This window comes from Halobacillus litoralis (genome assembly GCF_004101865.1).
GTDB lineage: Bacteria > Bacillota > Bacilli > Bacillales > Halobacillaceae > Halobacillus > Halobacillus litoralis_A.
In genome coordinates this window covers 1,386,823-1,413,386 of record NZ_CP026118.1, presented here as the reverse complement: position 1 = coordinate 1,413,386, position 26,564 = coordinate 1,386,823, and the positions used below count along the sequence as shown (strand labels likewise).

Annotated in this window: 25 protein-coding genes and 1 riboswitch; of the genes, 14 read left to right on the top strand and 11 right to left on the bottom strand. The window is 43.1% G+C overall.

The annotated features are described in order from the left end of the window. Window positions 1-42: 42 nt before the first annotated feature. Both HLI_RS07190 and HLI_RS07185 read right to left on the bottom strand, forming a co-directional pair. Window positions 43-1,677, bottom strand: coding sequence for a DUF2207 domain-containing protein (locus tag HLI_RS07190; protein WP_164908507.1), 1,635 nt, complete (start codon window positions 1,675-1,677; stop codon window positions 43-45). 105 nt (window positions 1,678-1,782) lie between these two features. Continuing rightward, on the bottom strand, window positions 1,783-2,388 hold the full coding sequence (locus tag HLI_RS07185; RefSeq protein WP_347232267.1) for a superoxide dismutase family protein: 606 nt from the start codon (window positions 2,386-2,388) through the stop codon (window positions 1,783-1,785). Between the two features lie 227 nt (window positions 2,389-2,615). Next, window positions 2,616-2,727, top strand: a riboswitch (SAM riboswitch). Window positions 2,728-2,806: 79 nt separating this feature from the next. Between HLI_RS07185 and HLI_RS07180 the strand changes: the two genes are divergently transcribed. Further along, complete coding sequence (locus HLI_RS07180) at window positions 2,807-3,856, top strand: homocysteine S-methyltransferase family protein (RefSeq protein WP_128524294.1); 1,050 nt, start codon at window positions 2,807-2,809, stop codon at window positions 3,854-3,856. 126 nt (window positions 3,857-3,982) lie between these two features. Here the strand turns inward: HLI_RS07180 and HLI_RS07175 are convergent, their stop codons facing one another. Beyond that, window positions 3,983-4,255 carry a multiheme c-type cytochrome gene (locus HLI_RS07175; RefSeq protein WP_241655953.1) on the bottom strand — a complete coding sequence of 91 codons (273 nt, stop codon included), beginning with the start codon at window positions 4,253-4,255 and terminating at the stop codon, window positions 3,983-3,985. Window positions 4,256-4,486: 231 nt separating this feature from the next. Next, window positions 4,487-5,293: a CAP domain-containing protein gene (locus HLI_RS07170; RefSeq protein WP_128524290.1), complete on the bottom strand. Its 807-nt coding sequence runs from the start codon at window positions 5,291-5,293 to the stop codon at window positions 4,487-4,489. Window positions 5,294-5,709: 416 nt separating this feature from the next. On the opposite strand from HLI_RS07170, the gene HLI_RS07165 reads away from it, so the two are divergent. Both HLI_RS07165 and HLI_RS07160 read left to right on the top strand, forming a co-directional pair. Next, a complete protein-coding gene (locus HLI_RS07165; RefSeq protein ID WP_128524288.1) occupies window positions 5,710-7,062 on the top strand; it encodes a tetratricopeptide repeat protein in 1,353 nt (450 codons plus the stop codon). A gap of 109 nt (window positions 7,063-7,171) precedes the next feature. Further along, complete coding sequence (locus HLI_RS07160) at window positions 7,172-7,939, top strand: ion transporter (protein WP_128524286.1); 768 nt, start codon at window positions 7,172-7,174, stop codon at window positions 7,937-7,939. Between the two features lie 319 nt (window positions 7,940-8,258). Here HLI_RS07160 and HLI_RS07155 read toward each other — a convergent pair whose 3' ends face one another. Next, window positions 8,259-9,590, bottom strand: coding sequence for a short-chain fatty acid transporter (locus HLI_RS07155; RefSeq protein ID WP_128524284.1), 1,332 nt, complete (start codon window positions 9,588-9,590; stop codon window positions 8,259-8,261). Between the two features lie 302 nt (window positions 9,591-9,892). Continuing rightward, window positions 9,893-11,026: a zinc-dependent alcohol dehydrogenase gene (locus tag HLI_RS07150; protein WP_128524283.1), complete on the bottom strand. Its 1,134-nt coding sequence runs from the start codon at window positions 11,024-11,026 to the stop codon at window positions 9,893-9,895. Window positions 11,027-11,284: 258 nt separating this feature from the next. Between HLI_RS07150 and HLI_RS07145 the strand changes: the two genes are divergently transcribed. The 4 genes from HLI_RS07145 to HLI_RS07130 are packed head-to-tail and all read left to right on the top strand — an operon-like array spanning window position 11,285 to window position 13,983. After that, a complete protein-coding gene (locus tag HLI_RS07145; RefSeq protein ID WP_206659640.1) occupies window positions 11,285-11,659 on the top strand; it encodes a GntR family transcriptional regulator in 375 nt (124 codons plus the stop codon). After that, the gene (locus HLI_RS07140; RefSeq protein ID WP_128524281.1) at window positions 11,659-12,576 is read left to right on the top strand and encodes an ABC transporter ATP-binding protein; all 918 of its coding nucleotides are present in this window, start codon (window positions 11,659-11,661) and stop codon (window positions 12,574-12,576) included. The genes HLI_RS07145 and HLI_RS07140 overlap by 1 nt, the downstream gene beginning before the upstream one ends. Then, window positions 12,548-13,294: a hypothetical protein gene (locus HLI_RS07135; RefSeq protein WP_128524279.1), complete on the top strand. Its 747-nt coding sequence runs from the start codon at window positions 12,548-12,550 to the stop codon at window positions 13,292-13,294. The genes HLI_RS07140 and HLI_RS07135 overlap by 29 nt, the downstream gene beginning before the upstream one ends. Next, entirely contained in the window at window positions 13,291-13,983 is a 693-nt protein-coding gene (locus HLI_RS07130; protein WP_128524278.1) for a hypothetical protein, read from the top strand. The genes HLI_RS07135 and HLI_RS07130 overlap by 4 nt, the downstream gene beginning before the upstream one ends. Window positions 13,984-14,110: 127 nt before the next feature. Here the strand turns inward: HLI_RS07130 and HLI_RS07125 are convergent, their stop codons facing one another. Genes HLI_RS07125 through HLI_RS07105 form a run of 5 tightly spaced genes read right to left on the bottom strand, consistent with a single transcriptional unit; the run spans window position 14,111 to window position 16,594 of the window. Continuing rightward, window positions 14,111-14,851, bottom strand: coding sequence for a TolB-like translocation protein (locus HLI_RS07125; protein WP_128524276.1), 741 nt, complete (start codon window positions 14,849-14,851; stop codon window positions 14,111-14,113). Continuing rightward, a complete protein-coding gene (locus HLI_RS07120; protein WP_128524274.1) occupies window positions 14,848-15,135 on the bottom strand; it encodes a TolB-like translocation protein in 288 nt (95 codons plus the stop codon). Before HLI_RS07120 ends, HLI_RS07125 begins: the two co-directional genes overlap by 4 nt. 8 nt (window positions 15,136-15,143) lie before the next feature. Further along, window positions 15,144-15,392, bottom strand: a complete 249-nt coding sequence (locus tag HLI_RS07115) for a hypothetical protein (RefSeq protein WP_128524272.1) — start codon at window positions 15,390-15,392, stop codon at window positions 15,144-15,146. Between the two features lie 15 nt (window positions 15,393-15,407). After that, window positions 15,408-16,274, bottom strand: a complete 867-nt coding sequence (locus HLI_RS07110) for a permease prefix domain 1-containing protein (RefSeq protein ID WP_128524270.1) — start codon at window positions 16,272-16,274, stop codon at window positions 15,408-15,410. Next, complete coding sequence (locus tag HLI_RS07105) at window positions 16,271-16,594, bottom strand: PadR family transcriptional regulator (protein ID WP_128524268.1); 324 nt, start codon at window positions 16,592-16,594, stop codon at window positions 16,271-16,273. The genes HLI_RS07110 and HLI_RS07105 overlap by 4 nt, the downstream gene beginning before the upstream one ends. Window positions 16,595-16,718: 124 nt before the next feature. Here HLI_RS07105 and HLI_RS07100 point away from each other — a divergent pair, with 124 nt between their 5' ends. The 7 genes from HLI_RS07100 to HLI_RS07070 all read left to right on the top strand — a co-directional run bounded on the left by HLI_RS07100 (window position 16,719) and on the right by HLI_RS07070 (window position 26,440). Next, window positions 16,719-17,540, top strand: a complete 822-nt coding sequence (locus HLI_RS07100; RefSeq protein ID WP_128524266.1) for an ABC transporter permease — start codon at window positions 16,719-16,721, stop codon at window positions 17,538-17,540. A 21-nt stretch (window positions 17,541-17,561) separates the two neighbouring features. Continuing rightward, window positions 17,562-18,335, top strand: a complete 774-nt coding sequence (locus tag HLI_RS07095; protein WP_241655952.1) for an ABC transporter ATP-binding protein — start codon at window positions 17,562-17,564, stop codon at window positions 18,333-18,335. An 18-nt stretch (window positions 18,336-18,353) separates the two neighbouring features. Next, window positions 18,354-19,433 carry an ABC transporter substrate-binding protein gene (locus tag HLI_RS07090; RefSeq protein ID WP_431357393.1) on the top strand — a complete coding sequence of 360 codons (1,080 nt, stop codon included), beginning with the start codon at window positions 18,354-18,356 and terminating at the stop codon, window positions 19,431-19,433. Between the two features lie 381 nt (window positions 19,434-19,814). Further along, complete coding sequence (locus tag HLI_RS07085; RefSeq protein ID WP_128524262.1) at window positions 19,815-21,926, top strand: glycoside hydrolase family 3 protein; 2,112 nt, start codon at window positions 19,815-19,817, stop codon at window positions 21,924-21,926. 206 nt (window positions 21,927-22,132) lie between these two features. Next, window positions 22,133-23,380: an exo-beta-N-acetylmuramidase NamZ family protein gene (locus HLI_RS07080; protein WP_431357401.1), complete on the top strand. Its 1,248-nt coding sequence runs from the start codon at window positions 22,133-22,135 to the stop codon at window positions 23,378-23,380. A gap of 203 nt (window positions 23,381-23,583) precedes the next feature. Further along, window positions 23,584-25,230: an SLC13 family permease gene (locus HLI_RS07075; RefSeq protein ID WP_128524258.1), complete on the top strand. Its 1,647-nt coding sequence runs from the start codon at window positions 23,584-23,586 to the stop codon at window positions 25,228-25,230. A gap of 16 nt (window positions 25,231-25,246) precedes the next feature. Then, window positions 25,247-26,440, top strand: coding sequence for an MFS transporter (locus HLI_RS07070; protein WP_128524256.1), 1,194 nt, complete (start codon window positions 25,247-25,249; stop codon window positions 26,438-26,440). Window positions 26,441-26,564: the final 124 nt, after the last annotated feature.

Sequence of the window (26,564 nt, the reverse complement as noted above, 5' to 3'; positions counted from 1 at the left end):
TTCTTTATCTGATTGACATCCTTTCAAAGATATTGAGGCTTTTTAAAAGGCTCCAGAACCTCCACCACCGCCACCAACACCCGCGCCGCCACTTCCTGTAGAGGCAGAAACAGATGTATGTTGCTCAGCGGAATGGAAGCAGTTTTGCAAAGACGCCCCAAGGATCAAGAAAATCACCCAGTCATCAGTAGTGGAAGTGTGGAGGGGCGCAGGCGTTGCCAAAAGGTCGCGTTTGCCAATTCCGATTTGATATAGCAAGGCAGGCACCTGGTCTTCTTTGGCCCATGTTTTCCACTGATCACCGGTTTTTAAAGGTTGCAACTCCTGTTTGATTTTCTGACCTTTGATGTTCAATGGGCGGTAAGCGATGCTATAGGTGATGAAAAAAACCAGCAGAACAATAGAGGCTGCCATCCAAATGAACTGACCGTAAAAAGGGAAAAGGACGACAAACGGCAAAGTTACAAGTGCTCCAAAACCGGAAATCCATCGAGGTGTTGCTGCAGTCTCATGCAAATCATATTGCCGGTATTCTTGATTAACCATTTCCTTCCAGGCGTCGAACCTCTGGCTATATTTTTCCTGGTTTTCTTCTTTTTCAGCATAGCGCTCTATATCATCTACATGGAACATTTCTTGTTGAGCGATTTCATCAAACAGCCAGTCGATAAGAAGGCGTTCGTGGGCATACACGGTGTCTCTGTTGCTGACTCGGAATTCTTTTTCCGAGATTTGTTCGATGTTTCCTTTGTGTACGAGGTCGAGCAAGGCTGAAGTCAAAGCTGTTGTCGGCAAGTGTCCATAGTTCGTGAACTTCATCATTGCAGGTAAGCTCATTTTCTCTTTAGGAAATCGTCCGAACCCACTGCGTTGGCGTCTAACTTCACGCATAGTCTCTTTTCTTTTTCTAAGGCCATGAACAGCCAGCCCTAGGGCAACTAGAGTGAGGGGGAGGATAATGTACGGTCCTAGAATTCCCCATTGAGCAGTTGCTTCTGCACGGGCGGCTGCCTCTTCGTCCACGGCTCGCTTTTCCGCAATGACTTCATCGAGCATTGGCTCAAAGCTTGTCACTGCTGCCTCAGGAAAGAGGCTTGCAGGATATGCGACACGGATGTCACCGTTTTTTCCATTTAGAACCTTGCCAAGTTTAAATGTGACTGTTCCGTTGTCTGAGATTGTGACCGTATCATACGCTTCATCGTAACCGTATGCTGCTTTCACATCTGATGATTGAGGAGGCTTGATTGTAATCATTAAATCCTCATAAGTGGATTCATTATTTTTGTCAAAAAAAGGCCAGTAAAACTGGGCGATGTCTTCATAGACTTCCATACCATCTTCTATTGTGTAAAAAAGATCGATGGTGACCGTTTCATCTGACCCTCCGCGATAGATTTTGTATAATTCATCTTCTTTTTCAATCTTTAAATCTGTTCCATTTTCTGCGGCGCGCACATCAGTGATGGCTGCTTTTTCTTTTGGTATGAGCGTCCTCGTAATACCATTGAATTCTCCTTCGAAGTTATACGTATGTGTTTCCTTCACTTCCACTTTCCCGTCAGTTTTTAGAGAAGCATGGATGTCGGTCTCATCAATCGTGAACTCGACTGCAAACACGCGTGTAGGAAGAAGGAGGAGAGTGATGAGAATGAAAAGGCTTATGAATTTTTTCATCAATGTCACCTGCTTTCTAACTTTTATACGGCGGTGTGTGTGAAAAGGTTTCATAAGCTTACTGAAAAAGAGCGGTCAACTCATGGTTGACCGCTCGGAAATGGATTAATTTTCAATGACACCACAAGCGATTCGTTCGCCTGCATCCCCGGATGGCTGGGACTTTTGATCATCAGCTCCGGCGTGGATGACAAGGGAAGTCCCGTCACCGCCTAGAAGCGAGTTGTCTTGCCCCTCTTTAAGTGTCACCATGTCTGCCATCACTTCTTCTTCGGCATTTCCCTCCTCATGGATGTCAATGTTATTTAAATCACCCGCATGTGGACCATCTTCAGAATCGCTGCCATGGCTGACGTCAGTCGGGTTAAAATGACCACCGGCAGATTTATAATCAGGTGCTTCACAAACCCCTTTTTCATGGATGTGGAAACCATGTGTTCCTTCAGGCAAAGCAGAGGCTGAGAGTTTGATGTTCACGCCTCCATTTTTTTGTTCCAATTCTGCAGAACCTACTTCATTTCCATCTCGATCGTTTAAGGTTACCGTAATGTTTTCTGGGGTTTCTGATTTTTCTTGGTTTTCTTCATTCGTCGTATTTTCTTCTCCATTTTCTGACGGAGAAGAATCTTCTTCAGTATTGGTACCACAAGCGCTGGACACTATAGCTGTTAATACAAGAAAGAATACAATCGACCAACGTTTCAATTTCATCTCTTCCTTTCTAATATATAATGTTACTAACATACTTTCACAAGGAGGCTAGGTGATAAACGTGGATGAGTCCATTTCATCCAAATTTCCTAAACCAATCCATTACTGGGATGCAAATACATAATGTCAGACCTTTGACCCTCTTTTCAGACTTATCAGAAAAATGATTGACATTTACCTGTGACCCCCTTTATAATTTCCAACAAGCTAAAAAAACTGAATGATTACTCTTATCCAGAGTGGCGGAGGGACTAGGCCCTGTGATGCCCGGCAACCTTTCAAGTTGATACTTGATGATGGTGCCAATTCCTACAGACTACAATGTCTGGCAGATAAGAGAAGGACATAAGCAACTAAAACCCTTCTTCCTCTTGCCAGGAAGAAGGGTTTTTTTAATTTTAAAAAAGGTGGGTTATTGATGAAGAGAAGTTTAGAGCAGCGTTTACAGGAAGGGCCAGTCGTGTGTGGTGAAGGATATTTATTTGAACTGGAAAGGCGCGGATATCTGCAAGCTGGTTCGTTTGTCCCGGAAGTGGCGCTTGACAATCCGCAAGCACTGAAGCAGACATATCGTGATTATATGCTTGCAGGGTCCGATGTCGTATTGGCTTTCACTTATAATGGTCACAGGGAGAAAATGCGCATCATCGGAAAAGAAGATTTGTTGGAACCGCTGAACCGTCAGGCGATCCGGTTAGCTAAAGAAGTAGCAGCGGAGCATCCAGAAGAGGAAGCCCTTGTAGCTGGGAACGTTTCCAACACGAACCTGTTCGACCCGGACGATGAGGAATCGAAAGCGAATGTCCGAGGGATTTTTGCTGAAATGATAGGCTGGTGCAAAGAGGAAGGTGTCGATTTTGTAAATGGAGAAACGTTCTATTACTATGAAGAAGCAAAAATCGCTTTAGAGGAAATACAGAGGCAAAACTTACCGGCAGTCATCACACTGGGGCTGATGAGTGAAAATATTTTGCGCGATGGCTACACGGTTGAAGAGGCCTGTCGTTTATTAGAGAAGCAAGGGGCTCTAGTTGTAGGAATGAATTGCTTCCGCGGCCCGGCAACAATGCAGCCGTATATTGAAAAGATTCGTCAAGAAGTGGAGGGGTATGTAGGGGCTTTGCCGATTCCATACCGCACCACAGAAGATCACCCGACGTTCTTCAACTTACCTGACGGGGGTTGTTCATGTTCACTGCCGACTGAAACGACTTTCCCGACATCGCTTGATCCGCTTTACTGCAACCGCTACGAACTTGCTGACTGGGCAGCGGAAGCGCAACAATCTGGTGTTAACTATATTGGTTTGTGTTGTGGTGCTTCGCCAAGCATGCTGCGTGAAGTCGCTGAAACGGTAGGAAGAGAGACTGTGAACTCTGTTTATTCCCCGGACATGAAGAAACACTTCCTTTTCGGAACAGATGAGACGTTGAAAGGCCACAACACGGCTTACCGGACGAAAGCTTAATAAGCGCAACCCCACTGAAATCGCCGGAGATCTAAGGACAAATAGTGACCGGTCTACAATAACAGAATGCACTGCAATGAAAAGGGGAGCGACTCAATGGAATGAGACGCTCCCCTTTTTCAATATTTATGCGAACTGCTGTAATTCACGGTACACCTGCTTTCCTTCATCATTCAGCACATGGCCGTTTCCGTGGCAGCGGATGCATTCTTTTTCATAGCTTGTTTCTTCAATGGCTAGTTTCCAGGCTATTGTGTCCTTTGCGTGGTTCGTACGCTGATAGTGGTCCATGATCATATTCGCCTTGCTATCATCGTACTCTTCATACGTTCCGGTTCCGTGGCAGAGGTGGCAGACGTTATAAAGATGGCTTACGGTTTGTGTATTCAAAAAGAACACTTCCTTTTGTTTTAATATAGATAAAGTATGATTGATTTTAGTGAATATTCAGACGAATTGCAATAGGTTTTCTACATATAAAAAAGAAAAAAAGTCATACGGTTGATTTTAGTAGAGTTTGAGCATCTAAAATGATGATTTGGAAGGACCATCAATCAGCATCTGGATTTTGTTTTTTTGAATAAAAAGATGCCACCGGAAATTCCGGTGGCATCTGAACTTCAATATCTATTATTTTCCTATGAACATTTGTGTCCAATAGTTGCCGTTCTCTGCATGGCCGACTCCGATGTGGGTGAAGTTAGGGTTCATGATGTTTTTACGGTGCCCTTCACTATTCATCCAGCCTTCTACTACTTGTTCAGGAGACGTTTGCCCCATCGCAATGTTCTCACCAGCCGTACGGTAATCGATTCCGTAAGCTTTCATCATGTCAAACGGAGATCCGTGAGTAGGGCTATTGTGAGAGAAATAATTATTTTGCTGCATGTCCAGAGACTTGTCTTTCGCTACGGCACTTAATTCTGTATCCAACTCTAGTGGAGCCAGACCTTGTTTCTCACGTTCTTGATTCGTCAATTCAACAACTTGTTTTTCAAATTCAGAAACCTCTGAAGCTGCTGCTTCTTCTTGCGTGTTTTCTTCTGGTTGTGCTTCTTCAGTTGACTCTTGTGGAGCTGCCTCTGGAGCTTGCTGTGCTTCAGGCTTTTCAGCTGGAGTTTCTTCTTTAGACTGCTCTTCAGCAGGTGCTTCTTGTTCAGCTGGTTCTTCTTGTTCAACTGGAGCTTCTGGAGGCTGCTGCTTCATTTGGAATTGTTCCAATAGAGATTGAATATCAGCCTGTTGAAGCTTGTTATTCTGAATTGAATCCTGGTTTTCATTTACCCAGTTAAGGATTTGTTCAGAATCTATTTGAATGGTTTTTGTATCCACTTCATAGTTTTGTTGCACATCTCCTGAAGATGCTAGAGATGTAGCTGGAGATGCAAGTAAGGATAGAGCGAGAGCTCCTGATACGATTAATGATTTCTTGATCATACTGAAAACTCCTCCTAGAAAATTTGTATTTTTGGAACGACTCTATCGTACCATCAGAATCTTGTAATATAGGAGGATATTTTTGGTATTGAAAGGATGGATTCTCTTACTTTTGAAGATTTAGAAAGGAAACTCAGCATCACCTCTAGATTTGACCCCTTTTGTGGAAATCTCTTATTAGTTTGTCTGGGTGGAAGTATCATCCATCAAATAGAAAATTTACTAGAATGGAAGGGTTGACAGACTTTTTTCAATGGTATGTTTTTTACAAATGTAACATCAAAGTGACAAAGTTTGCAGACTTATAAAAGCGAACTCCCGTTTTGCGGAAGAATTCTGATGCAAAATCGATTACTTCTTGTTTAGGAGTAGATGAAGAGGTGTGATATAGTGGAGGAAAGAGGGAGGACGGTATTGTGAAATCAATTCAATTAGTGAGCAACAAGCAGAAGAACCCCGAATGTGTGCATCCTGAACGCGTCACTTTTTTCAAGCAAGGACAAGTGATGGAAGCCATAAATGAACACAATGAGATGTATTATCTTTTCTTCTATAAACAACAATTCCTTACGGCTGTCAAAACGAAAAGCCTCAAAAGATATTCTTATATTGCTCAAGCCTTCAGTGAAGGGGCCATTTATGAAGCCCCACACCCATTTATAGAAGCGCTTGTCACAGAGAATCAGCCCCTCCAAAAGCTCAGTTACCCTCAACTGATTAAAAAAATAGACCACAATCATACCAAACAAGAGCAAGCTCATATCCTCACATTTTTTGAATCATTTATTCCGAAAAAGCAACTGTTCAAAGAGATAAAATCACTTTTCTATCAATACCGTCGTGAAGGGAAAATGTTCGCTGCTTATACGATTGTCCGCGAACTGAGGGATTTTGCGCCGAAAAACAGCTTCGTCAAACAAGTCGGTAATGACCTTTCCTTCAGTAAGTTCCACACGATGTATGAAGAGGAATCACAGAAACTCAAAAATCGTGACCCTCTTTTCGCGGAAGAGAATGCAAGCAATCACCTGAAAATATCGATTCTCGAGAATGAAAATCGCTGGATTGAAGCTGTTTCCATCCATATGAAAGAAATTTCAGTACATCCAACGAACGAGGGTTACCAAACGTTTATCAATGTAGTGAATCATCACTTTGATGAAAATAGCCATACCTGCCTTCTAGAGGAATTGTCCCGATCGCTCCCTTCCTTCGATCGGCTGTCGGAAGATCTTTTCCAAAAATACATGCATACAAGACAACTTCATAAACTTTCAAAGTTGGTGACAGAACAAGGCGTCGAGCTCGATAACAGTCAGCTTCAAGCTTTATCTACCACCCTGGAAACATTCGACTTTACCGAACATCCAGAATCCATGAATGCACTTATGGAGCGAATTGTCGCCGCTCATCCGGAAAATGCAGAGCCTCTTTTGGAAAAATACGTAAAGGCATTGATGGAAACTCTTGATCTGGAAGACATTTCCGAACGCTTGTCTGGATTTCCACGGCACTTCAGTATTATCGAAAAAGTAGATAGAATGAATGGTATCCGCGACGACCTTGATCAAATGCAGCAGTTGGGCGAATGGTATTATGAATTGGAACAATTGGACAAAGCATTAGAATGCTTCCAGCTGGAAATGGAAATGAAACCGAGTGATCCTAAACCACTCCGTTGGCTCGCTCAAGTGTACCAGGATAAGAAAATGGTACATGAATCGAAAGCATACCAACAGTTATGCATTGATGTACAGAAGTGGGCTTAACCATGGAAGACCGATATTTAAAATCATTTAATGATAATTAGAGGAAATTCATTATAAAAGACGGGAGAATATTGAATGCTGCAACTCTTGGCTGAGGGAAAGTGGGGAAATGGGAATTAGTCTACACTGTTTTGTTGAACATAAGCTTTTTTCACGTTTTATATTAGGGGTCATTTTAGTAAATGCTGTCCTGATCGGACTAGCAACAAATAACTCTCTCTACGAAAACTATCAATCTGTGTTTGTCTTCTTAGATGTGTTGATATTAGCCATTTTCACCATTGAAATCCTTGTAAAGCTGGCCGTGTATCGGCAAAACTTTTTTAAAGATGGTTGGAATGTCTTCGATTTTGTTATCGTGTTTGGAAGTTTGGTATTATATAACACTCATTTTGTAGGTGTTTTAAGGATTTTGAGAGTGTTACGGGTGCTACGGACGATTTCTGTAGTCCCGTCTTTAAAAAGGTTGACCTCTGCATTGTTCATGGCGATACCAGCTATCGGTTCCGTGACCATACTGATGGGGATCATATTTTATGTTTACGCTATCATCGGTACGAGTTTTTTTGGGAAGCTTACGCCGGAGTATTTTGGAAATGTCGGGTTAAGTGCTTTGACTCTGTTCCAGGTTTTCACCCTTGAAAGCTGGGCGAGTGGAGTTTTCCGGCCTATCTTTGCGGAAATAGCCTGGTCATGGTTGTACTTCGTTTCATTTATTGTAGTTTCAACGTTTATAATTTTGAATTTAATTGTCGGTGAAATTGTCAACAATGCCCAGAAACTTTCCGAGCACGCGAAGGAAGAGAGTGAAGATATGCAAAAAATCATGGACGAATTGGATGAATTGAAACAATTGATTAAGGAAAAAGAACAGTAAACGGGGCGAGGTCGAGAAACTGAAACAGAATTAATGAATGAAAAGAGGGTGGGATAAAAGAATTTTCCCACTAGAGAACCCGGACGAATTTTTTTCGTCCGGGTTTTCTTTATGAAGTAATAATAGCATAATCCGCTTTCGGCAACATACTTCGCTTTACGCGGACACGGTCTCATCCTCTGAAAGCAAAGACCGTTTTCATCCGAAGACTTCGCCTCGTGCTGTTCCAGCAGGAGTTTACGTATGTTGCCTACGCTCCAGTTGATCCATTCTTCTCTATTGTCCGTCTTTTCCAGTGGCAGTTATCGTTTGAGGTACTCTAGTTCAAAAATAAAAGGGCGAAGGAAATCGGTATGAAACTCCAAATTAAGATAATGACACAAAAGCCCATGATGTCCTTCACTTTTAAACCAGCAATTGCGAGCAGAGGTAATGCCCAGAAAGGCTGAATCATATTGGTCCAGGCATCTCCCCATGCTACCGCCATAGCTGTTTTTGCTGTACTTACTCCAAGATCCATTGCTGCAGGAATCATAATAGGAGCTTGTACCGCCCATTGACCACCGCCGGAAGGGACGAAGAAGTTCACAATTCCAGCACTGATGAAAGCGAATAATGGAAAAGTGAATTCAGTGGAAACATTGACGAACCAGGTAGACATTTGTTCGGATAAACCTGAAGCGACCATCATTCCCATGATTCCTGCATAAAACGGAAATTGAATGATAATTCCACCCGCATTTTTAACCGCATCATTCACACTATTCAAGAAATTTCTAGGTGTTTTATGGAAGACGATACCTAGAAACAGGAAGATGAAGTTCACAATATTAATATTCAGATCAAACCCACTTTGAACAAAATGGTAGACAATGAAAGATAAACCTAATAGTCCTATGAATAATGAGATGATCTTACTGTTTTCCAATCGTTCAGCAGGGGTCAAATCACTTGTGGTAGCGGCAAGCTGCTCTTCATCAGAATCGTCTTTTATGAAATCAAGATTGTTTTTACTTAAATCTCCATTAGACTTTAATAACCACAGGTTAAGTAATGGAAGGGTCAATAGTAAGACTAGAACAATAAATAGATTCATTCCACTGAAAAGTGTGTCTGTGATAGGAATAGAACCGATAGATTCAGAAAGAAAATGATCCTCTGATGCGATTGTTAATGGTATGGAACCTGAAAAACCGCCATGCCAAAGTAAAAAACCACTGTAAGCACTTGCCATCAGCAATCGATAATCTACGTTAGGCACACGCCTCGCTACATGGATAGCTAGCAAAGCGCCAACCACCAGGCCAAACCCATAGTTGATTAAACAAGCGATTGCAGCAACAAAAGAAACTAATAAAATAGCCTGCCGAGGTGTTCTTGCCAACGTACTTAACTTCTGTAGAATTGATTTCACAAAGGGAGTGTTAGCCAATATGTAGCCTGTGACGACAATCAATGACATTTGCATAGCAAAAGCTAAAAGATCCCAAAATCCATCACCCCAGAACTGTACCATTTGTACGGGCGAGCTTCCTGTGAAAAATACACCTAATCCGAATACAACTAACGTCAGGATGACAGCAAACAAAAAAGCATCTGGCAGATAACGCTGAATTAAACGATCAAAAAAACTGGTAATTCCTCGAAGCATACAGATCCTCCTCAATATGTAATCGCTTTCAAAAAACTTTGGATAAATTTTGGTTTCATTTTTTATGTATAAGGAATATTCTGACTATGATCAGTGTGTATTAAATACATGAAAATTGCAAGGTGAAAGACGAATGAGGGGGGCTTCCTGTATATCCGAAGTTGAGAGAGTGGGATTTGCTTTTCAAAAATATAGACTACGGTTTAATGCTATTGATGAGATGTACAGCTGATAAAATACGACATTTTGAACAATAAAAAGAACCAAGACGTGGATAAAACGACTTGGTTCTTTTTATTGCTTTATGGTTTCAAGATAACTTTGATGTTTCCATCTTCTTTTTTATCAAAAATGTCATACCCTTTGGCTGCTTCCTCAAGTGGCATGCTGTGTGTAATGATATCGGTAGGGTCGAACTCATTGTTTTCAACCATGTCATAGAGCTTCGGCATCAGGTGAATGACAGGCGCTTGCCCCATTTTCAGTGATACGTTTCGGGAGAAAAAGTCACCGAGTGGGAAACCGTTCGCTTCAGTGCCATAGACGCCGGTCAGTTGTACTGTCCCGAATTTACGTACAGCCTGGGAAGCGGTTTTGATCGGACTGATGGTCCCGAACTGGTTATCGAATTCAGAACCGAATTCTTCCTCTTCTGGTACTGTTCCATCCATACCGACACAATCTATGACAACATCTGCGCCACCTTTCGTCTCTTCATGTAAAAGCGCACCGATGTCTTTTTCTTTTTTGAAGTTGAATGTCTCGACGTTGTTGGTCCGTTTACCATGTTCAAGGCGGTGGTCAATCTGGTCAACGCCGATGACACGTTCAGCACCTTTCAGTTTAGCGAATTTCTGCGCCATTAATCCGATCGGCCCGCTACCTAGAATGACCACCGTGTCTCCTTGTTTGACGCCGCTGTGCTCGACACTCCAGTAAGCAGTAGGTATAACATCAGATAAAAACATTACACTTTCGTCATCTAATTCACTTTGTTCAGGTACTTTAAAGGATGTGAAGTCTGCGTAAGGAACACGTAAGTATTCCGCTTGGCCCCCCGGGAAATTACCGAACATTTCCGTGAATCCGAAGAGTCCGCCTGGTTCTCCGTGCGGGTTGGATTCGTCGCATTGGCTTTCCATTTGGTTCTTACAGAAGAAGCATTCGCCACAACCGATATTGAAAGGGATGACGACACGGTCACCTTTTTTCAGACTCTTTACATCTGGACCGACTTCCTCAACGATGCCCATCGGTTCGTGTCCGACGACATAGTCTTGAGAAGGCTCCATACCGCCTTTATAAAGATGCAGATCGGACCCGCAAATTCCAGAAGCAGTAATACGGACAATCATATCTCCATTTTCCTGGATTGTTGGAGTTTCGACTTCTTTAACCGTCATTTGCTCTTTTCCCTGATAAGTAACACCTTTCATGCTGTATCCTCCTTTTTTTACTTGTATGAGACATTTTCCTTTTGTTGGTTATTTGAAACGTGTTTTTGGATCACGGAGGATACTGATACGCCGAAGAGGAATATTCAATATTTGGAGTATGGGGGATTTCATGAGATTTCAAGCGAATATGCCCAGTCTGAATTAAAACTTAAATAGGAATATTCCTTGTCAAATCCTGGTTGAAGTAATATACTACATTACAACACTAATGCACCAATTCAGAGAGAAGGCGATACAGTGATCCTCGATACAGATGGCATGAAACCGATCTATATCCAAATAGCAGAATGGATGGAGAGTGAGATTCTGCACGATAATTTCAGGCAGGATGAGAAAGTTCATTCCCAATACAAGCTCGCCGATATGTACAACATTAATCCAGCGACAGCGGCCAAGGGTCTGACTAAGCTTGCAGAAGAGGGCATCCTTTATGACAAGCGCGGGATTGGTAAGTTCGTTTCTCACGCTGCGAAATCTATCATCTTGGATAAACGGAAAAATCAAACCTTGAAAAAAAAGATTAATGATCTCATTACTGAAGCGGGTCACCTTGAGATGTCCGAAGAAGAGGTTGTCGGGCTCGTTCGGGAAGCTTGGAAGGGAGAAGAGTGATGAAGGCAATCGAATGTAAGAGTTTAACGAAAACTTATCGGAGGAAAAAAGCGCTCAGCGACTTTACTGTTTCGATCGACGAAAATAAAATTGTCGGCCTGGTCGGACGCAATGGGGCAGGAAAGACGACTTTCATGAAAATTTTAGCAGGGCTATTGAAAGAACAGTCCGGTAGTGTAGAGGTGTATGGAAGGAGACCGTTCAACGATTTGTTTGTCTCAGCCAACACGATCTATATTGATGATGAGATGAATTTCCCTGCCCCACTCACCTTGAAAGAAATACTAGAAGAGGGGCGGCGCTTTTACCACAATTGGGATCACGAACTTGCCGGACGCTTATTCAAATACTTCGGGTTTCATCCGAAGCAGCGTCATAATGAATTGTCTAAAGGGTATGAAAGCACGTTTAACATGATTATTGGGCTGGCCTCACGTTCGCCATTGACAATCTTCGATGAGCCTACGACCGGTATGGACGCTGCGGTGAGGAAAGATTTTTACCGTGCCTTGTTGAAGGATTATTTGGCACACCCACGTACAATCCTCTTATCGACTCATCATTTAGAAGAAATGGAAGATGTTCTGGAAGAAATCGTACTTATCGATAAAGGGGAACTCTATTGGCAAATGTCGATGGATGAGCTGAAAGAGTACAGTATTGGTCTTGCAGGCAAGAGGGATGTACTGGAGCCTTGGGTTCAGAATCAGGAAGTTTTTTATACTCGGGAAACAGGCGTGGATGATCGGTATATGGTTGTTGAGAATACGTTTAATGAATATGAACGGCAGCAAATGCAGCTGGCGGGCATCGGTTTGTCAGCCGTATCAGCAAGTGATTTGTGTGTCTATGTGACTGATGAAAAAGGGAGAAAAGGAGGTGTGGACGATGTCTTTGATCGAAGTCCAGACCGCTGATATCGTAAAAAAACAATTTAGTTACAAGTGGCGGGCGTATATTGGTGTGTTTACCTCACTGGTCATCATACAACTGCTTGGCGTGTTGTTTTCACTGAATGGAACGGGCTCGAGAGGGAGAGGGACCACAGGTTATGATATTCGTATAGATTATTTCAACGCTGATATGGTGCTGATATTTACGATTTTCTGGGGATTCATAACCGCCTTCCTCTTAACGACTAAAGCTTACCGTGAGGATGATTTTGCCTTTGTAACCAATCGGGCGAGCAGTACTTTTTCAACTATTGCTTTCTTGTTCACCATTTGTGGAATCGGGGCCATTACAGCAATCCTGTCAGGATACTTGCTGAAAGTGATCACTTACTTTTTCCTTCCTGGTGAGGAAATCTTCCTTGCTGGTGGAGCAGTAGGTCCGGGTGTGTTCATCATTGGTTTCCTTGCCACCACCTTGAGCATCTTTCTGTTCAGCAGTATTGGATATTTGTCCGGCATGATTATCCAATGGAATAAAATGTTTGTCATCTTACTTCCCGTTATCGTGTTTGGAACCTTGATTTTACTAAGCAGAAGCGGGATGTCCGTAGATTCATTCGTTTTGAAATTCATTTTTCAAGAATCCAATTTTATTTTGTTTGTCATAAAGACAATTGCAGCTACAACTATTTTTTACGCGCTTGCCACCCTTATATCTAACCGGTTGGAGGTGAAACAATGATACTCAGCTTTTTACCTATCCTGATTATTCTAGTGGTGGTACTTATGCTTACTATTACTACGAGTAAAAGCGCAAAAGTCGGTTTATCACGTGGAAAGACTGGATGGTGGATGATGATAGGATACGTTGTCTTATTGTTAGTCTCGACCAGCATTTTTCTTTTGCTGCCGGTCGATCGAATCGATTCTCAAGAAGAGGGAAGTGTACCTGACACACAATCTGAACAGCTCTATACTCATTTGCAAGAAGGAAAAACGGAGCAGATTGATGAAGGACTCATTATGGAACAGTGGACGTTGGATTACGAGAGCGATGAACTGTTTTTATCAACACCCAGTAACGATGTGAATGGGGTGAACATTTTTGTCGAACATACAGAGTCGGTAGAAAACGCTGTCGAAGCGACATACTACCAAACGCCAATGAGTATCAACGGCATTGCAATCAAGCGACGCTACAAACCCAGGGTAGACTTATCAGAGGGTAAGCTTAACGTGTTCCCGTCTGAAACGGTCCAAATTGAATATAAATTGTATGAAAAGGAATTCCCGTATAAGCAGTTCTCAGATGAAAAAAACTCCGGGGATATCGTTAGTGGCTGGAGTATGTCCGCTTTATATATAAAGGTTCCGGAAAATATTGAAATTGAAGCGGACCCTAATACATTCGAAACTGTTAGTCCACGATGAAAAAGATCAGTCTCTTCTATATGAGAGGCTGATCTTTTTACTGTTTTATTGAATAACTTCGTTTGGAGGAAGGATATCGCTGTGTGGTTGTAATCGGTAGCTTGGACTAATTAAGAGAGCGAAAAGGTCAGGAAGTTTCTTCCTCATGGTCAGGAATTTCTATTATGACCTGCTTTCTATTTGTTCCATCACGCTCAACCACCCAATACTCGTAATCTGGTTGTCTACCAGCGAAGTTGCGATCGACGGTTATGAATAGTTTATTGGACTCTTGAAAGAAAAGCGGCTTGCCGGCATAGTCAGAGAAATTGGTTACTTGTGAAATATTTTCCCCTTCTGTATCCATAGTGAAAATTTCATATTGAAACGTTCCATTCTTTGATTTTGATGCGACATCTGCAAAGGCAATCATTTCTCCATTTGGAGATAATCTTGGTGCCGACAACGACGGGCTTTGAGCTTTTGAATAGTCTGTGGACTCAGGAAGAATAGTTTTTGTTTCACCTGTGCTCAGGTCGAGAATTTCAATGCTGGAAGTTTCGTAGCTAGTGCTGTACATTAGTTTTTCTCCGTCTTCGATGACTTGCAGAGAAGAAATCGACACGGTATTCATGTTCGTAATTTGTTCTATATCCTCTGTACCCAGGTTCATTTTATAAATATCGAAACCGTTTGGTTGTGTTCGATTGTTGGAAGTTTCGGTATACTTGCTGTTTTTTACAAAATACAAGTGTTCTCCATCAGGAGCGAATTCTGCGAAAGGTACATATTCATTTTTATCAAGGAGAGAGCGAGCTTTACCGTCTTCATAAAGCATCAGTTGTTTATATAAATGCTCTTCCCCGTCCCATTCGCGCAGGAAAATCAACGACTCTCCGTCTGGAGAATAAGTTGGTCGAAGGTCATCTTTCCCATCTTCCGGATCCAGGAGACGTTCTGCTTCTCCCCCTCCGCAGGCGCCGTGTAAAGAGAACCATGGTCATTTTTGAAATAAGTAAAAGCAATTTCCTGATCGTCCGGGGAAAGCGCTGGATTATGTCCAATCCCTGTATGACCGGTTTGAGGATCCGCGAAAGTCCCTGTCCAGTATAGGGTAATGAAAAGAATAACCACGCCGCTTATAAATAGAAGATTTTTCTTTTTTAGTGCCATCGATTGATTCACCTACTTTCCATGTGATCTTTAGTCAGGAAGTTGAAGACAATACCACAGAGCATGATAATCACCCCATAAACACCCAAAAGCAGATGTTGGATAAGTCCGAGGCACATTAGAAGTACTCCAGTTCCTGCCATTACTTTACTTGTAAGAAGAACAGCTTTTGTGCATTTGAATAGGAGTAGAGCGACATGGATAACCAAGAAGCCGAGCAAGACCGGCCATCCGATAATTTCAAGGATTTCTTCCATACATAAACTCCTCCTTTACATAAATACTTTTAAGATGGTAAATGGAGAGATGGCTACAGCGCCCATGAACAACAACCCGGTAAAAATAGCCAAAATCGGACGTTTGCCGATCAGTACCATTTGAAATTTATAGAAAATGAGCCAGGCGATGATCACACTAATCGGAAGCAAGCTTCTCCATGTAAAACCTGTGAATACTAACATCCCCCACACCATTAATAGTGCTGCGATACAGATTATTACGCCAAAAATAATATTGAGAATATGACTGATCTTCGTTATTGTTTTTTCCTTTGGAGCGGCGTTTGTCTTTTCTGATGCGAAGTAGGAGTTACGACCGATGAAAATTAAGCACAAAAGTACAAGGATAAATATATAAGTCATGAACAAGATGACTTGTAGGGAAAAGAACTGTGTAACGATTACAAGGTTAAAGCCATTCCATATCGCTGTTAAGAAGACGATGACATTAACAGACCAGAAGTGTCTCCCCATCCAGGATATATTCATTGCAGCTAAAGTGACCAGACTCCCAAAGACGAGTTGGGTAAATAGCCAAATCGGTTCAGGTTCACCGAATGAAAAGGCCATGTTCAGATGCAGGAACACCCCTAATAAAAGGGTTGCAACCCCGATGCCATAAAGAAGTCCCCGCTGAAAAGGATAAAGAGTCTCCTGTAATCCATCGCCGACCATAGCAGGAGCCCCGAAATCTTGGATTGCGAGCTTTTCAGCAGTTTTCTCTTTCTCTCCATGGGTTATGTAGTTTTGTTTGGCTGCTTCAAGATGGGTTAACAGTTCTTCTTTGATTTCTTCGCGCTCTTCAGGTGGGCTTTGCATCTGGTTTAAAATCTGATTAACATGCTTTTCAAATTTTTTCATGTGAAATCACCTGTCGTTTTTGTGATCAGATCGTTCACACTCTTCCATTCCTCCAGTTTTTGGAGTAGGATTTTACGTCCTTCATCTGTGATTTTGTAATATTTTCTCCGCCCATGTGTAGTTTCTGTCCAATAAGAAGTAAGCCATTCTTTTTTTTCCAAACGTTTAAGTGCGGGATAAAGCGTCCCTTCGCTCATGTTATACAATTGGTCACTTTCTTCTCTCAAATGCTTCACGATTTCGTAACCGTACATATCGTGTCTGTTGACAAGATTGAGCATAAGGATATCAATGCTTCCTTTCATGATTTCCCGGTCCATAGTTTCACACCTTTACCAAATTATTCTAATGACATTGTAATACGATGCACATCGTATTACAAGGGTTAAGTCTCTTTCACACAAATAGGCAGATGTACATAAATTAGCAAAGAGGTGGTGAAACATGAAAGAGCGTGAAAGGGAACTTGTTCACGATCCTTTACTAATTGAAAAAAAGGAATGGAAAAAAAGGCAGCTTCAACACCGGTTCAAACAAGTGTTGACCATTTCATCGCCAATCTTCATTTTATTGCTGTGGGAATTTTTATCACGCACGGGGTTGATTGACGCGCGTTTCTTCCCGCCACCGTCAGAGATTGTCGGTACCTTCTGGGCGATGGGAATGAGCGGCGAGTTGTTCGGTCATATCGGCATTTCGCTTTACCGTATTTTTGCAGGGTTTTTGCTTGGTGTGATTCCGGCGATTGTCCTCGGATTACTGATGGGGCTCTACTCACCAGTACGACACTTCTTATCGCCTCTTGTTATGGCCTTGATGCCAATTCCGACGCTTGCCTTATTGCCAATCATCATCATTTTATTTGGTGTCGGAGAAGTTTCCAAAATTGTCACCATTGCAGGAAGTGTATTTTTTCCCGTTATCATCAACACCGTTGCAGGAGTAATCAATATCGACCGGATTTATTTGGATGTTGCCAAAAATTACGGCGCCGATTCTAAGCAATTCTTTTTCAAGATAGCTCTGCCGGGCTCACTCCCTGTCATGTTGGAAGGGATTCAAATGGGGCAGGCAATTGCCTTACTCACTATTGTCGCAGCAGAAATGATGGGGGCGAACTCAGGAATAGGATACTTGATTTGGACCTCCTACAAAGCCTTCTTATTGAAAGAGATGTACGTCGGCCTTGTGCTCATATCTTTCTTTGGGTACCTGTTTTCCTTGATGCTGAGAGGTTTGCAAGCTAAGTTACTGCCGTGGCGGTAAAGGATGGAAGGAGAGGATGGTATGGATCCGAAAATATCAATCAATGATTTGACGAAAGTTTTTTATAAAAAAGAAAGTCGAGTCACAGCGCTTGAAGGGATCTCGCTTGATATTGCCGATGGAGAGTTCGTTTGTCTCGTTGGACCGAGTGGATGCGGGAAGACGACATTGCTCCGCATACTAGCAGAATTAGAGAAACCGAGTTCTGGAACATTCGAGATAGCCCGCAGCCAAGCAGACCGCCCGCTCCAATCAATGGTCTTCCAAGAACGTGGAGTCATTCCATGGTTGACTGTTGAAGGGAATGTGAGCTTTGGCTTGAAGATGAGGCATTTGCCACATAATGAAATCAAGCAGCGTACGTCTTATTATTTGGAAAAAGTCGGCCTCGATCGCTTTGCTGAATTGTATCCGAAAGAGTTGTCCGGTGGGATGAAACAGCGAGTCAGTATCGCGCGCGCTTTTGCCAACGATCCGGAAATCTTGCTGATGGATGAACCATTCGCTGCTCTTGATGAACAGAATAAATTCATTTTGCAGGAAGAACTGCTCAATATTTGGTCAGAAACGAAGAAAACTGTGTTATTCATTACTCATAGCATAGATGAAGCCCTCCTACTTAGTGATCGTATCCTGTTAATGAGCTCCCAACCAGGGAAAATCATTGATGAAAAACGCATCAACCTGCCACGGCCAAGGAACATGGAACAAGTTCGTGCAGATCCTGTTATGGCAGAACAATTTGTGGAGATTTGGAATCACCTTCAAGACGAAGTGCAACGATCAAGAAATTAGAAAGGGGAACGAACTCCCATGATAAAGAAAACTTTAGCTTTATTGTCTTTTTTATTTGTTGTTTTTGTTTTAGCGGGATGTGGAGCTAATGAGCAAAAAGAGGAGCAGAAAGAGTCGCAAAAAGCCCCATCCGGTGACCTGGCACCCCTTGAAGAAGAAGCCACCGTCGTCATAGCTGAAGATGGCGCTGCCTCAGGGGCAGGTTTTTATATTGCCGAAGAAAAAGGGTACTTTGATGATTACAACATCGATATCAAGTTCACGACATTCGCTAACAGTGACGACATGCTCCCAGCATTAGCAGCTGGGGAAGTGGATATTGCGGGTGGCGTATCAACCGCTTCCTTTTTCAATGCGATTGCACAAGGCATTGACGTAAAAATCATTGCTGATAAAGGTCACTATTATGACGGTAACTCATACTTCAGTTTTGTTATCCGTGAAGATTTACAAGGTGAAATTAAGGATTACGCGGATTTGAAAGGGAAACGAATCGCTGTTTCTTCTAAAAACGCAGTGGATGACTATATTTATCATCGTATGCTAGACCACGCAGGATTGACGGAAGATGACGTTGAGCTCGTTCTCATGTCTGACTTCGGCAACATGCTCGCAGCTATGGGGAACAAATCAATCGATGCCGCTCTCCAAATTGAACCATTGATCACCCAAGGGGAATCGGAAGGGCTGCATGTGCGTTTTGGGGATGCGACCGATTATGCGCCAGATGCACAAATCGCTATGGTCTTAGGTTCACCTTCGTTCGTTGAAAAAGAAACGGATGTTTCCTTACGTTTCATGGCCGCTTACTTGAAAGGTGTACGTGATTACAACGATGCTTTCCTTCATGATGATGGACTTGACGAGGTTATTGACATCATGACTAAACACACAGCTTTGAAGGATCCTGAGATTTGGAAAAAAGTCGGTGTGACAGGGCTCGACCCGAATGGGGAAATGTTCGTGGATGATATTAAGAAGCAGTTTGAAATGTATGATGCGAACGGAGCGATCAGCGGAGACATTGACTTTAATGATGCCGTGGATACGTCGATGACCGAGAAAGTGTTAGAAATAATCGGTCGTTACGAAAAATAGAGATGAATGAACCTCAATGAGGCTGAAAATCCACTTCTTCAGAGGAGTGGATTTTGTGCTTTTTTTACAGAATAATATGTAAATTTTGATATTTTATTTCAAAATGATTCCATTGTATTAGGAGTAAAGTTTTGGAAATGAAGGGTTTTTGTGTATATAGGGTCATAAGTGGTATAGACGACTAGAATGTAAATCAGTTACGCTTGTTATTACAATGTGTAAACGCTTACACATGGGCGGTGGTATTCAGAGTACAATGTCCACTATCCACTGTTTTTCGCCAAGGTCATCTAAGTGAAAAGAGTTTGGAAAAGAAGGGACGTTTTCCGTGTGGGTAAGCGCCCGTCTTTTACAAATAGATATGACAAGGAGGAATGTTGAATGTACAGGAGTGGGAGATGGTTGCTCATTTTGATGCTCGCCCTTTGTTTAATGCTGCCTCATATGGTGCAAGAGTCGCGAGTAGCCGCGGCTGAAACATCGGGGGTTTCGGACATGATCATTTTGCAAAATGTCCCGGAGTCGGACGTGACGGTAGAAGGAGATACGTTCACACTTAGTGCCTTGAACGTGTATGAGGAAGGTCATTTCAAAAAAGTGGAGGAAGGGATCCAGTGGTTGTCTAAAAATCAAAATGTTGCCACAGTGGACAAAGGCGGCGAAGTTACGTTCACCGGGCAACCAGGGAGAACATGGATTTCTGTAAGTGACGGTGTTCATAAAGATAGGATTGCCTTAGATTATAAGCCGGTTCGTTCGGACAAAGGCAAGGGGAAACCGGAATTTAAACCGACGATCAAAAAAGGGAAGGGGGAACGGTACGATATTATTTCCCATGCTCTTGAAAACATGACAGTTGAAGAAAAAGTCGGACAAATGCTGATGCCGGACTTCCGTACGTGGGATGGAGAAGACGTAACGAGTATGCTTCCTGAAATCGAAGAACAGGTAGAAGAGTATCATCTCGGCGGAGTTATTTTGTTCCGGGAAAACGTCGTGACGACAGAGCAGACCGCTGAACTGGTTTCAGACTACCAAGCGGCAGCTGAAAAATTTGGTCTTTTAATGACAATTGACCAGGAAGGCGGCATCGTCACGCGCTTGCAATCAGGGACGGATATGCCTGGTAACATGGCCTTAGGCGCTACAAGATCCGAGGAAATCACCCGGAATGTAGGACGAGCGATCGGGGAAGAACTCTCAGCTCTTGGCATCAACATGAACCTTGCGCCTGTGATGGATGTGAACAATAATCCGGACAATCCTGTCATTGGGGTCCGCTCTTTCGGTGGGAACCCCGAGCTGGTAGGAGAAATGGGCGTCGCTTATACGACAGGGCTCCAGGAAACAGGTGTGGCAGCAACGGCTAAACATTTCCCAGGACATGGGGATACAGCGGTCGACTCCCACCTCGGATTGCCAGAAGTCCCTTATGATCTGGAGCGCTTAAAAGAAGTAGAATTATATCCGTTCCAACAAGCGATGGATGCAGGAATCGATGCTATCATGACCGCTCACATCACATTCCCTGAAATTGATGATACACAAGTCACTTCTCAGAAAGACGGATCGCAAATCGCCTTGCCTGCGACTTTGTCTGAAAAAGTACTTACAGGATTGATGCGCGAGGATATGGGATATGATGGAGTGGTCATTACGGATGCTATGAATATGAACGCTATAGCCGACCACTTTGGGGCTGTCGATGCAGCTATTCGCGCTGTTAACGCAGGCACAGACATTGTTCTCATGCCTGTTGGTTTAGAAGAAGTTGCGACTGGCCTGTATGATGCGGTTGACGAAGGTGAAGTGGCGATCGAGACAATCAACGATTCTGTCAATCGTATTCTGACTCTGAAGTTGAATCGCGGTATCATACAATCGGAACAACCATTACCAGTTAATGAAAAAATTGAACAGGCACAGCAAATCGTCGGGTCTGAAGCTCATCAGCAAGTGGAAAAAGAAGCCTCTGAACAATCGATTACAATGGTGAAAAATGATGGCGTATTGCCACTTGATCGCATCGAGGAAGAGAAAGTGGTTGTGATCGGCAGTTCCTTTGTGGGTTCGCTCGGTAATGCCATCATCAATGAACACCCTAATACAACGGTCATCGAAGCTTCTTCCTATGACCAATTATCAGAAGATCAAATGCAAGAGATAGGTGAGGCGGATCAGATCATTTACAGCACCTACACATATAACGTATGGACACGCTCTGTGGATCATCCCCAAATGAGGATGATGGGCCGAATCATGCAAGAGACGGATACACCGATCATCGGTGTCGGTATCCGTAATCCTTATGACATCATGGCCTATCCGGAAGTCGATGCGTACTTGGCACAGTATGGTTTCAGAGACTCGAGTTTTGAAGCGACTGCTGCGACGATATTCGGGGATAACAACCCTACTGGACAACTTCCTGTCACGATTCCAGGGGGAAATGGGGAACTTCTGTATGAGTATGGAACAGGCTTAAGCTATTAAATGAACGGACAGAGGTGTGGAAAAATTCATATCGAAATATTGTACACGAGTTCAGGGGTGGTGGAGAAAGCTGTGCATTTACCGTACAAGCGTATTTAGCCCCTGTACAAGTTCTTCCAAAAGGCATAATTAGTCACTCAGATTAACCAGAATTTAAAAAGGGAGAGGTTTTTTTGAAAAAATGGTTAGTGTTCGCTCTTGTACTCATGATGACATGGTCCACCTTCTCAGTCGTTTTTGCCGATCATAATGGCAACCCGGGCAAGCATAAAGGGCATGACAAGAAAAAGGAACAGCCTTTCAAGCTTGGGGTAGAGGTTCTTTTGGATGAAGAGAAAGAGCTGATTGAAGGCAAGAAAGTCGGTTTAATCACGAATCCAACAGGAATCGATCAGGATTTTAACAGTATTGTCGATGTGCTTCATGAAGATGACGACGTTGATTTAACAGCATTATATGGTCCGGAGCATGGGGTGCGCGGAAGTGCTCAGGCAGGAGATTATGTGGAATTTTATACTGATGAAAAGACAGGCCTTCCTGTATACAGCTTGTATGGTGAGACTCGAAAGCCTACGCCGGAGATGCTGGAAGATATTGAGGTTCTTTTATTTGATATTCAAGATGTCGGGACTCGTTTCTATACGTACATCTACACGATGGCTTACGCGATGGAAGCTGCTGAAGAAAATGATATTCCTTTCATCGTCCTGGACCGTCCGAACCCGATTGGTGGGGAGAAAGTAGAAGGGCCTGTCCTGGACCCTGAATACAAATCTTTTGTTGGGAATTACCCGATTCCTCTCCGTCATGGAATGACAGTGGGAGAGCTGGCGAAGTTGTTCAACAAGGAATTTGATATAGGGGCGGATTTAACAGTTGTTGAAATGCAAGGTTGGGAGCGGAATATGGACTATGATGATACAGGTATGTCCTTTGTCGCTCCATCCCCGAACATGCCGACAGTAGAAACGGCGTTCGTTTACCCAGGCGCAGCATTGATCGAAGGTACGAATGTATCTGAAGGGCGGGGGACGACCAAACCATTTGAATTGATAGGTGCTCCATTTATTGATAGTACAGAACTGGCAGCGGAATTGAACGATCGGAACTTGCCAGGTGTGAAGTTCCGTGCCGCTTCATTCACTCCTTCATTTTCCAAACATGCAGGCGAACTGGCTCATGGTGTTCAACTGCACATTATTGATCGGAAGGAATTCAATCCTGTGGAGACAGGCCTCTATCTCGTGAAAACGATCCATGACCTGTATCCGGAAAATTTCGCTTTCCGTTCTGAAAACAGTGCAGGAATTTCCTTTTTCGATTATTTGATCGGGAACGGATGGGTGCGTGAAGCCATAGAAAAAGGAACCCCTGTCGAAGAAATTCAAAAAGAATGGAAACATGAACTTAAAGACTTCAAAAAAGTAAGAAGACAATACCTCCTTTACAAGTAAACTATCTTCCATCTTCTCCCACCTCAGGTCATCCAGATTCTGGATGACCTGAGGTGGTTTTTATTTTCCATATAGAGGAATCTTGTAAGTCTTATCTCTTATATGAAAGCGTTTCTATTACAAAGAATGATGAATTATGATAAAATTTGTAAATATTCATACAAATTCGACTATTTCAATACAAAGAAAGTGTGGGTGAACCTATGAATGATCAATCAACTTTAAAGACTTTTTGGCAGCGTCTCTGGGATATGCATCACCAGGCGAAAGACCTGATGAAATTCATGGCTACTGGTGATTCGGAAAGGTCCAAACCATCGAATTCTAAAGAACAATCCGTCGAGGAGGGAAATGGTGGCCCATCATTCGACATGAGGCAAAAAATCGGACTGCTTTTAGGGCCGCTTTTATTTGTGCTAACGCTGATTTTTTTAGAAGCGGACGGGCTCTCTGATAGTGCTGTAGCGATATTAGCAAGCACGCTTTGGATAGCTACCTGGTGGATTACTGAAGCAGTGCCCATTCCTGCTACTTCATTGCTTCCGCTTATTCTCTTTCCTGTTACCGGAGGTCTTGAAGGGGGAGCGACCGCTTCTTCATACGGAGATAATACGATCTTTTTATTTATGGGCGGTTTCCTGATCGCATTAGCGATGCAAAAGTGGAACCTGCACAAAAGGATGGCATTGTTCATTATTGCCTCTGTAGGAACGAGTACCGAGCAAATCGTGCTCGGTTTCATGGTAGCCACCGGGTCGCTTTCCATGTGGATTTCCAATACTGCGACAGCGATGATGATGGTCCCGATCGGGATGGCGGTCATATATCAAGCATCTGAACAGTTGAAGAAAAAGGGGGAAACTGTTGATCATTCTGACTTCCACTTTGGCAAGGCCGTCATGCTCGGGATCGCCTACAGTGCCTCCATCGGTGGTTTAGCCACATTGATTGGTACGCCTCCTAATACGATTTTCAAAGGGGTGGTTGAGCAGACATATGGCATAGAAGTAACGTTTGCCGGCTGGATGGCATTCGGAGTCCCTCTGGCAGTTATCTTCTTAGCAATAGCCTGGTTTTATCTAGTGAAAATGGCCTACCCTATGAGAATTAAAGAGCTTCCAGGTGGGCGTAAGGTCATCAGAGAAGAACGTCAATCTTTAGGGATGATGTCCTCAGAAGAAAAAATCGTCATGACTGTGTTCTCTATTACTGCACTTGCGTGGATTTCAAGGTCATTCATTTTAGTGGAAATCAATGAAAATATTAATGACACGATGATTGCCATGACTGCTGCCGTGCTTTTATTTCTGATTCCTTCCAAAAACAAAAAAGGGGATTTCCTTCTCGACTGGGACACCGCCAAGGGACTACCCTGGGGGATTTTACTTCTTTTTGGTGCTGGATTAGCGATTGCCACCGGCTTCCAGGAAACTGGGCTTGCTGAATGGATAGGGAAGCAGCTTACGATATTAGAAGGGGTCAATCTGATTCTCATTGTCATAATAGTGGCAGCACTTGTCATTTTCTTAACAGAGATTACATCCAATACAGCGACAGCGACTATGATGTTCCCGATTATGGCCTCTCTTGCAAGCGCCCTCTCTGTACATCCATATAGTCTGATGATTGCTGCAGGAGTAGCAGCTAGTTGTGCTTTCATGCTTCCCGTTGCGACGCCGCCCAACGCTGTTGTTTTCGGATCCGGTTACTTAAGAATTCCAGACATGGCAAAAGCCGGATTTCTACTGAATGTATTCGCTGTTATTCTCGTTACGCTTGCCATCTATTTTTATTTACCTCTAGTATGGGATATCGATTTAACGTCGTTCCCAGAAAGGTTCAATCAATAAATAAAGGATGATCATAATGGAAGCGAATTGCGAAAACGTTACACCCTACACACCGGATGAAATGAGTTTTTGGCGTGTAACCATTGCATTGATGCTCGCTTCCTTATCCGTTTTCTCAACACTTTATGTTTTCCAGCCACTGCTCCCTGTTTTTACGAGTCAGCTGAACATTTCAGCAACAGAAGCAAGCTTTCTTATGTCCGCTTGCGTACTGGCCATGGTGGCGGGTCTTTTCGTGTTAGGCTTCGTTGCCGATCGTTATGGACGTTCCCTTGTCATGAAAGGGTCCCTGATTGTCACAGCCTTGTCCTTACTTGTCATTCCTTTCACACCTTCCTTTGAGTGGATGGTGACCTTCAGAGTGATACAAGGTTTCTTTCTAGCTGGGATTCCGGCTGCTGCCATGGGTTATTTGGGAGAGGAAATGGCGCATAAACACTTAGGTCTTGCCATGACTTTGTATATCTCAAGCAATGCTCTTGGAGGGATGGGAGGGCGAATTGTCGGTGGTTATATGACCGATTTTTTCGACTGGAGAATCACCCTATGGTCATTTGCTGGATTCAGCTTAATTGCCACCTTCTCATTTATGTTCATGCTTCCTGAGGAGCGATTTTTCAGGGAAACAGATCAGCGTATAGTGGAGGATCTGCAAGGAATGCTTGTGCACTTGAAAAACGCCCACATGCTCGTGTTGTTTTTGCTGGGAGTTTTGCTGCAAATTGTATTTACAGCTATCTGGACTTATGTACCTTTCTACTTACAAGAAGAGCCATTCACATGGTCCTTGAAATGGATAGCGCTCACTTACTCTGCCTACATCTTCGGTGTTTTGGCTCCGCCTATAGCCGGGAGATTCTCGGATGCTTTCGGTTTGAAAAAAGTTATGTTTACAGGCGTCATTTTGCTGATCATCGGAGTAATGTTGACGTCTATCTCATCCGGGATACTGGTTCTGTCCGGGTTATCTTTAATCTGCATGGGGTTCTTTGTCGCTCACTCAATGGCAGCAGCGCTTGTAAGCAAATCTGCGACACACCACCGGAGCGGAGCGTCAGGATTCTATTTAATCAGTTACTATATCGGTGTCGCCATCGGCAGTACAGCCGTAGGCACCTTATGGGAACAATTTCAATGGAACGGAGTAATCAGTGTAACTTTCTTGTTAATCATTCTGTTCCTCTTACACCCCTTGTACAAAGGTGAATGAACCATTTTCTTAAGTTCCTTTCCCTCCGTTTTCCTCAGGTCATCCAGATTCTGGATGACCTGAGGAGTCTATTTTTGGAAGGGGATGAAGTGTTATAATAGTAGAAATTATGTAAGTGGATTCA

What these genes read in the sequence shown, in the direction of transcription:
- HLI_RS07090 (WP_431357393.1), top strand. Translation starts at nt 18,354, where the DNA reads ATGATAAAGAAAACTTTAGCTTTATTGTCTTTTTTATTTGTTGTTTTT.
- HLI_RS07170 (WP_128524290.1), bottom strand. Translation starts at nt 5,293, where the DNA reads ATGATCAAGAAATCATTAATCGTATCAGGAGCTCTCGCTCTATCCTTA.
- HLI_RS07085 (WP_128524262.1), top strand. Translation starts at nt 19,815, where the DNA reads ATGTACAGGAGTGGGAGATGGTTGCTCATTTTGATGCTCGCCCTTTGT.
- HLI_RS07130 (WP_128524278.1), top strand. Translation starts at nt 13,291, where the DNA reads ATGATACTCAGCTTTTTACCTATCCTGATTATTCTAGTGGTGGTACTT.
- HLI_RS07160 (WP_128524286.1), top strand. Translation starts at nt 7,172, where the DNA reads ATGGGAATTAGTCTACACTGTTTTGTTGAACATAAGCTTTTTTCACGT.
- HLI_RS07155 (WP_128524284.1), bottom strand. Translation starts at nt 9,590, where the DNA reads ATGCTTCGAGGAATTACCAGTTTTTTTGATCGTTTAATTCAGCGTTAT.
- HLI_RS07095 (WP_241655952.1), top strand. Translation starts at nt 17,562, where the DNA reads ATGGATCCGAAAATATCAATCAATGATTTGACGAAAGTTTTTTATAAA.
- HLI_RS07115 (WP_128524272.1), bottom strand. Translation starts at nt 15,392, where the DNA reads ATGGAAGAAATCCTTGAAATTATCGGATGGCCGGTCTTGCTCGGCTTC.
- HLI_RS07080 (WP_431357401.1), top strand. Translation starts at nt 22,133, where the DNA reads ATGATGACATGGTCCACCTTCTCAGTCGTTTTTGCCGATCATAATGGC.
- HLI_RS07140 (WP_128524281.1), top strand. Translation starts at nt 11,659, where the DNA reads ATGAAGGCAATCGAATGTAAGAGTTTAACGAAAACTTATCGGAGGAAA.
- HLI_RS07110 (WP_128524270.1), bottom strand. Translation starts at nt 16,274, where the DNA reads ATGAAAAAATTTGAAAAGCATGTTAATCAGATTTTAAACCAGATGCAA.
- HLI_RS07190 (WP_164908507.1), bottom strand. Translation starts at nt 1,677, where the DNA reads ATGAAAAAATTCATAAGCCTTTTCATTCTCATCACTCTCCTCCTTCTT.
- HLI_RS07180 (WP_128524294.1), top strand. Translation starts at nt 2,807, where the DNA reads ATGAAGAGAAGTTTAGAGCAGCGTTTACAGGAAGGGCCAGTCGTGTGT.
- HLI_RS07075 (WP_128524258.1), top strand. Translation starts at nt 23,584, where the DNA reads ATGAATGATCAATCAACTTTAAAGACTTTTTGGCAGCGTCTCTGGGAT.
- HLI_RS07100 (WP_128524266.1), top strand. Translation starts at nt 16,719, where the DNA reads ATGAAAGAGCGTGAAAGGGAACTTGTTCACGATCCTTTACTAATTGAA.
- HLI_RS07135 (WP_128524279.1), top strand. Translation starts at nt 12,548, where the DNA reads ATGTCTTTGATCGAAGTCCAGACCGCTGATATCGTAAAAAAACAATTT.
- HLI_RS07185 (WP_347232267.1), bottom strand. Translation starts at nt 2,388, where the DNA reads ATGAAATTGAAACGTTGGTCGATTGTATTCTTTCTTGTATTAACAGCT.
- HLI_RS07070 (WP_128524256.1), top strand. Translation starts at nt 25,247, where the DNA reads ATGGAAGCGAATTGCGAAAACGTTACACCCTACACACCGGATGAAATG.
- HLI_RS07105 (WP_128524268.1), bottom strand. Translation starts at nt 16,594, where the DNA reads ATGGACCGGGAAATCATGAAAGGAAGCATTGATATCCTTATGCTCAAT.
- HLI_RS07120 (WP_128524274.1), bottom strand. Translation starts at nt 15,135, where the DNA reads ATGGCACTAAAAAAGAAAAATCTTCTATTTATAAGCGGCGTGGTTATT.
- HLI_RS07150 (WP_128524283.1), bottom strand. Translation starts at nt 11,026, where the DNA reads ATGAAAGGTGTTACTTATCAGGGAAAAGAGCAAATGACGGTTAAAGAA.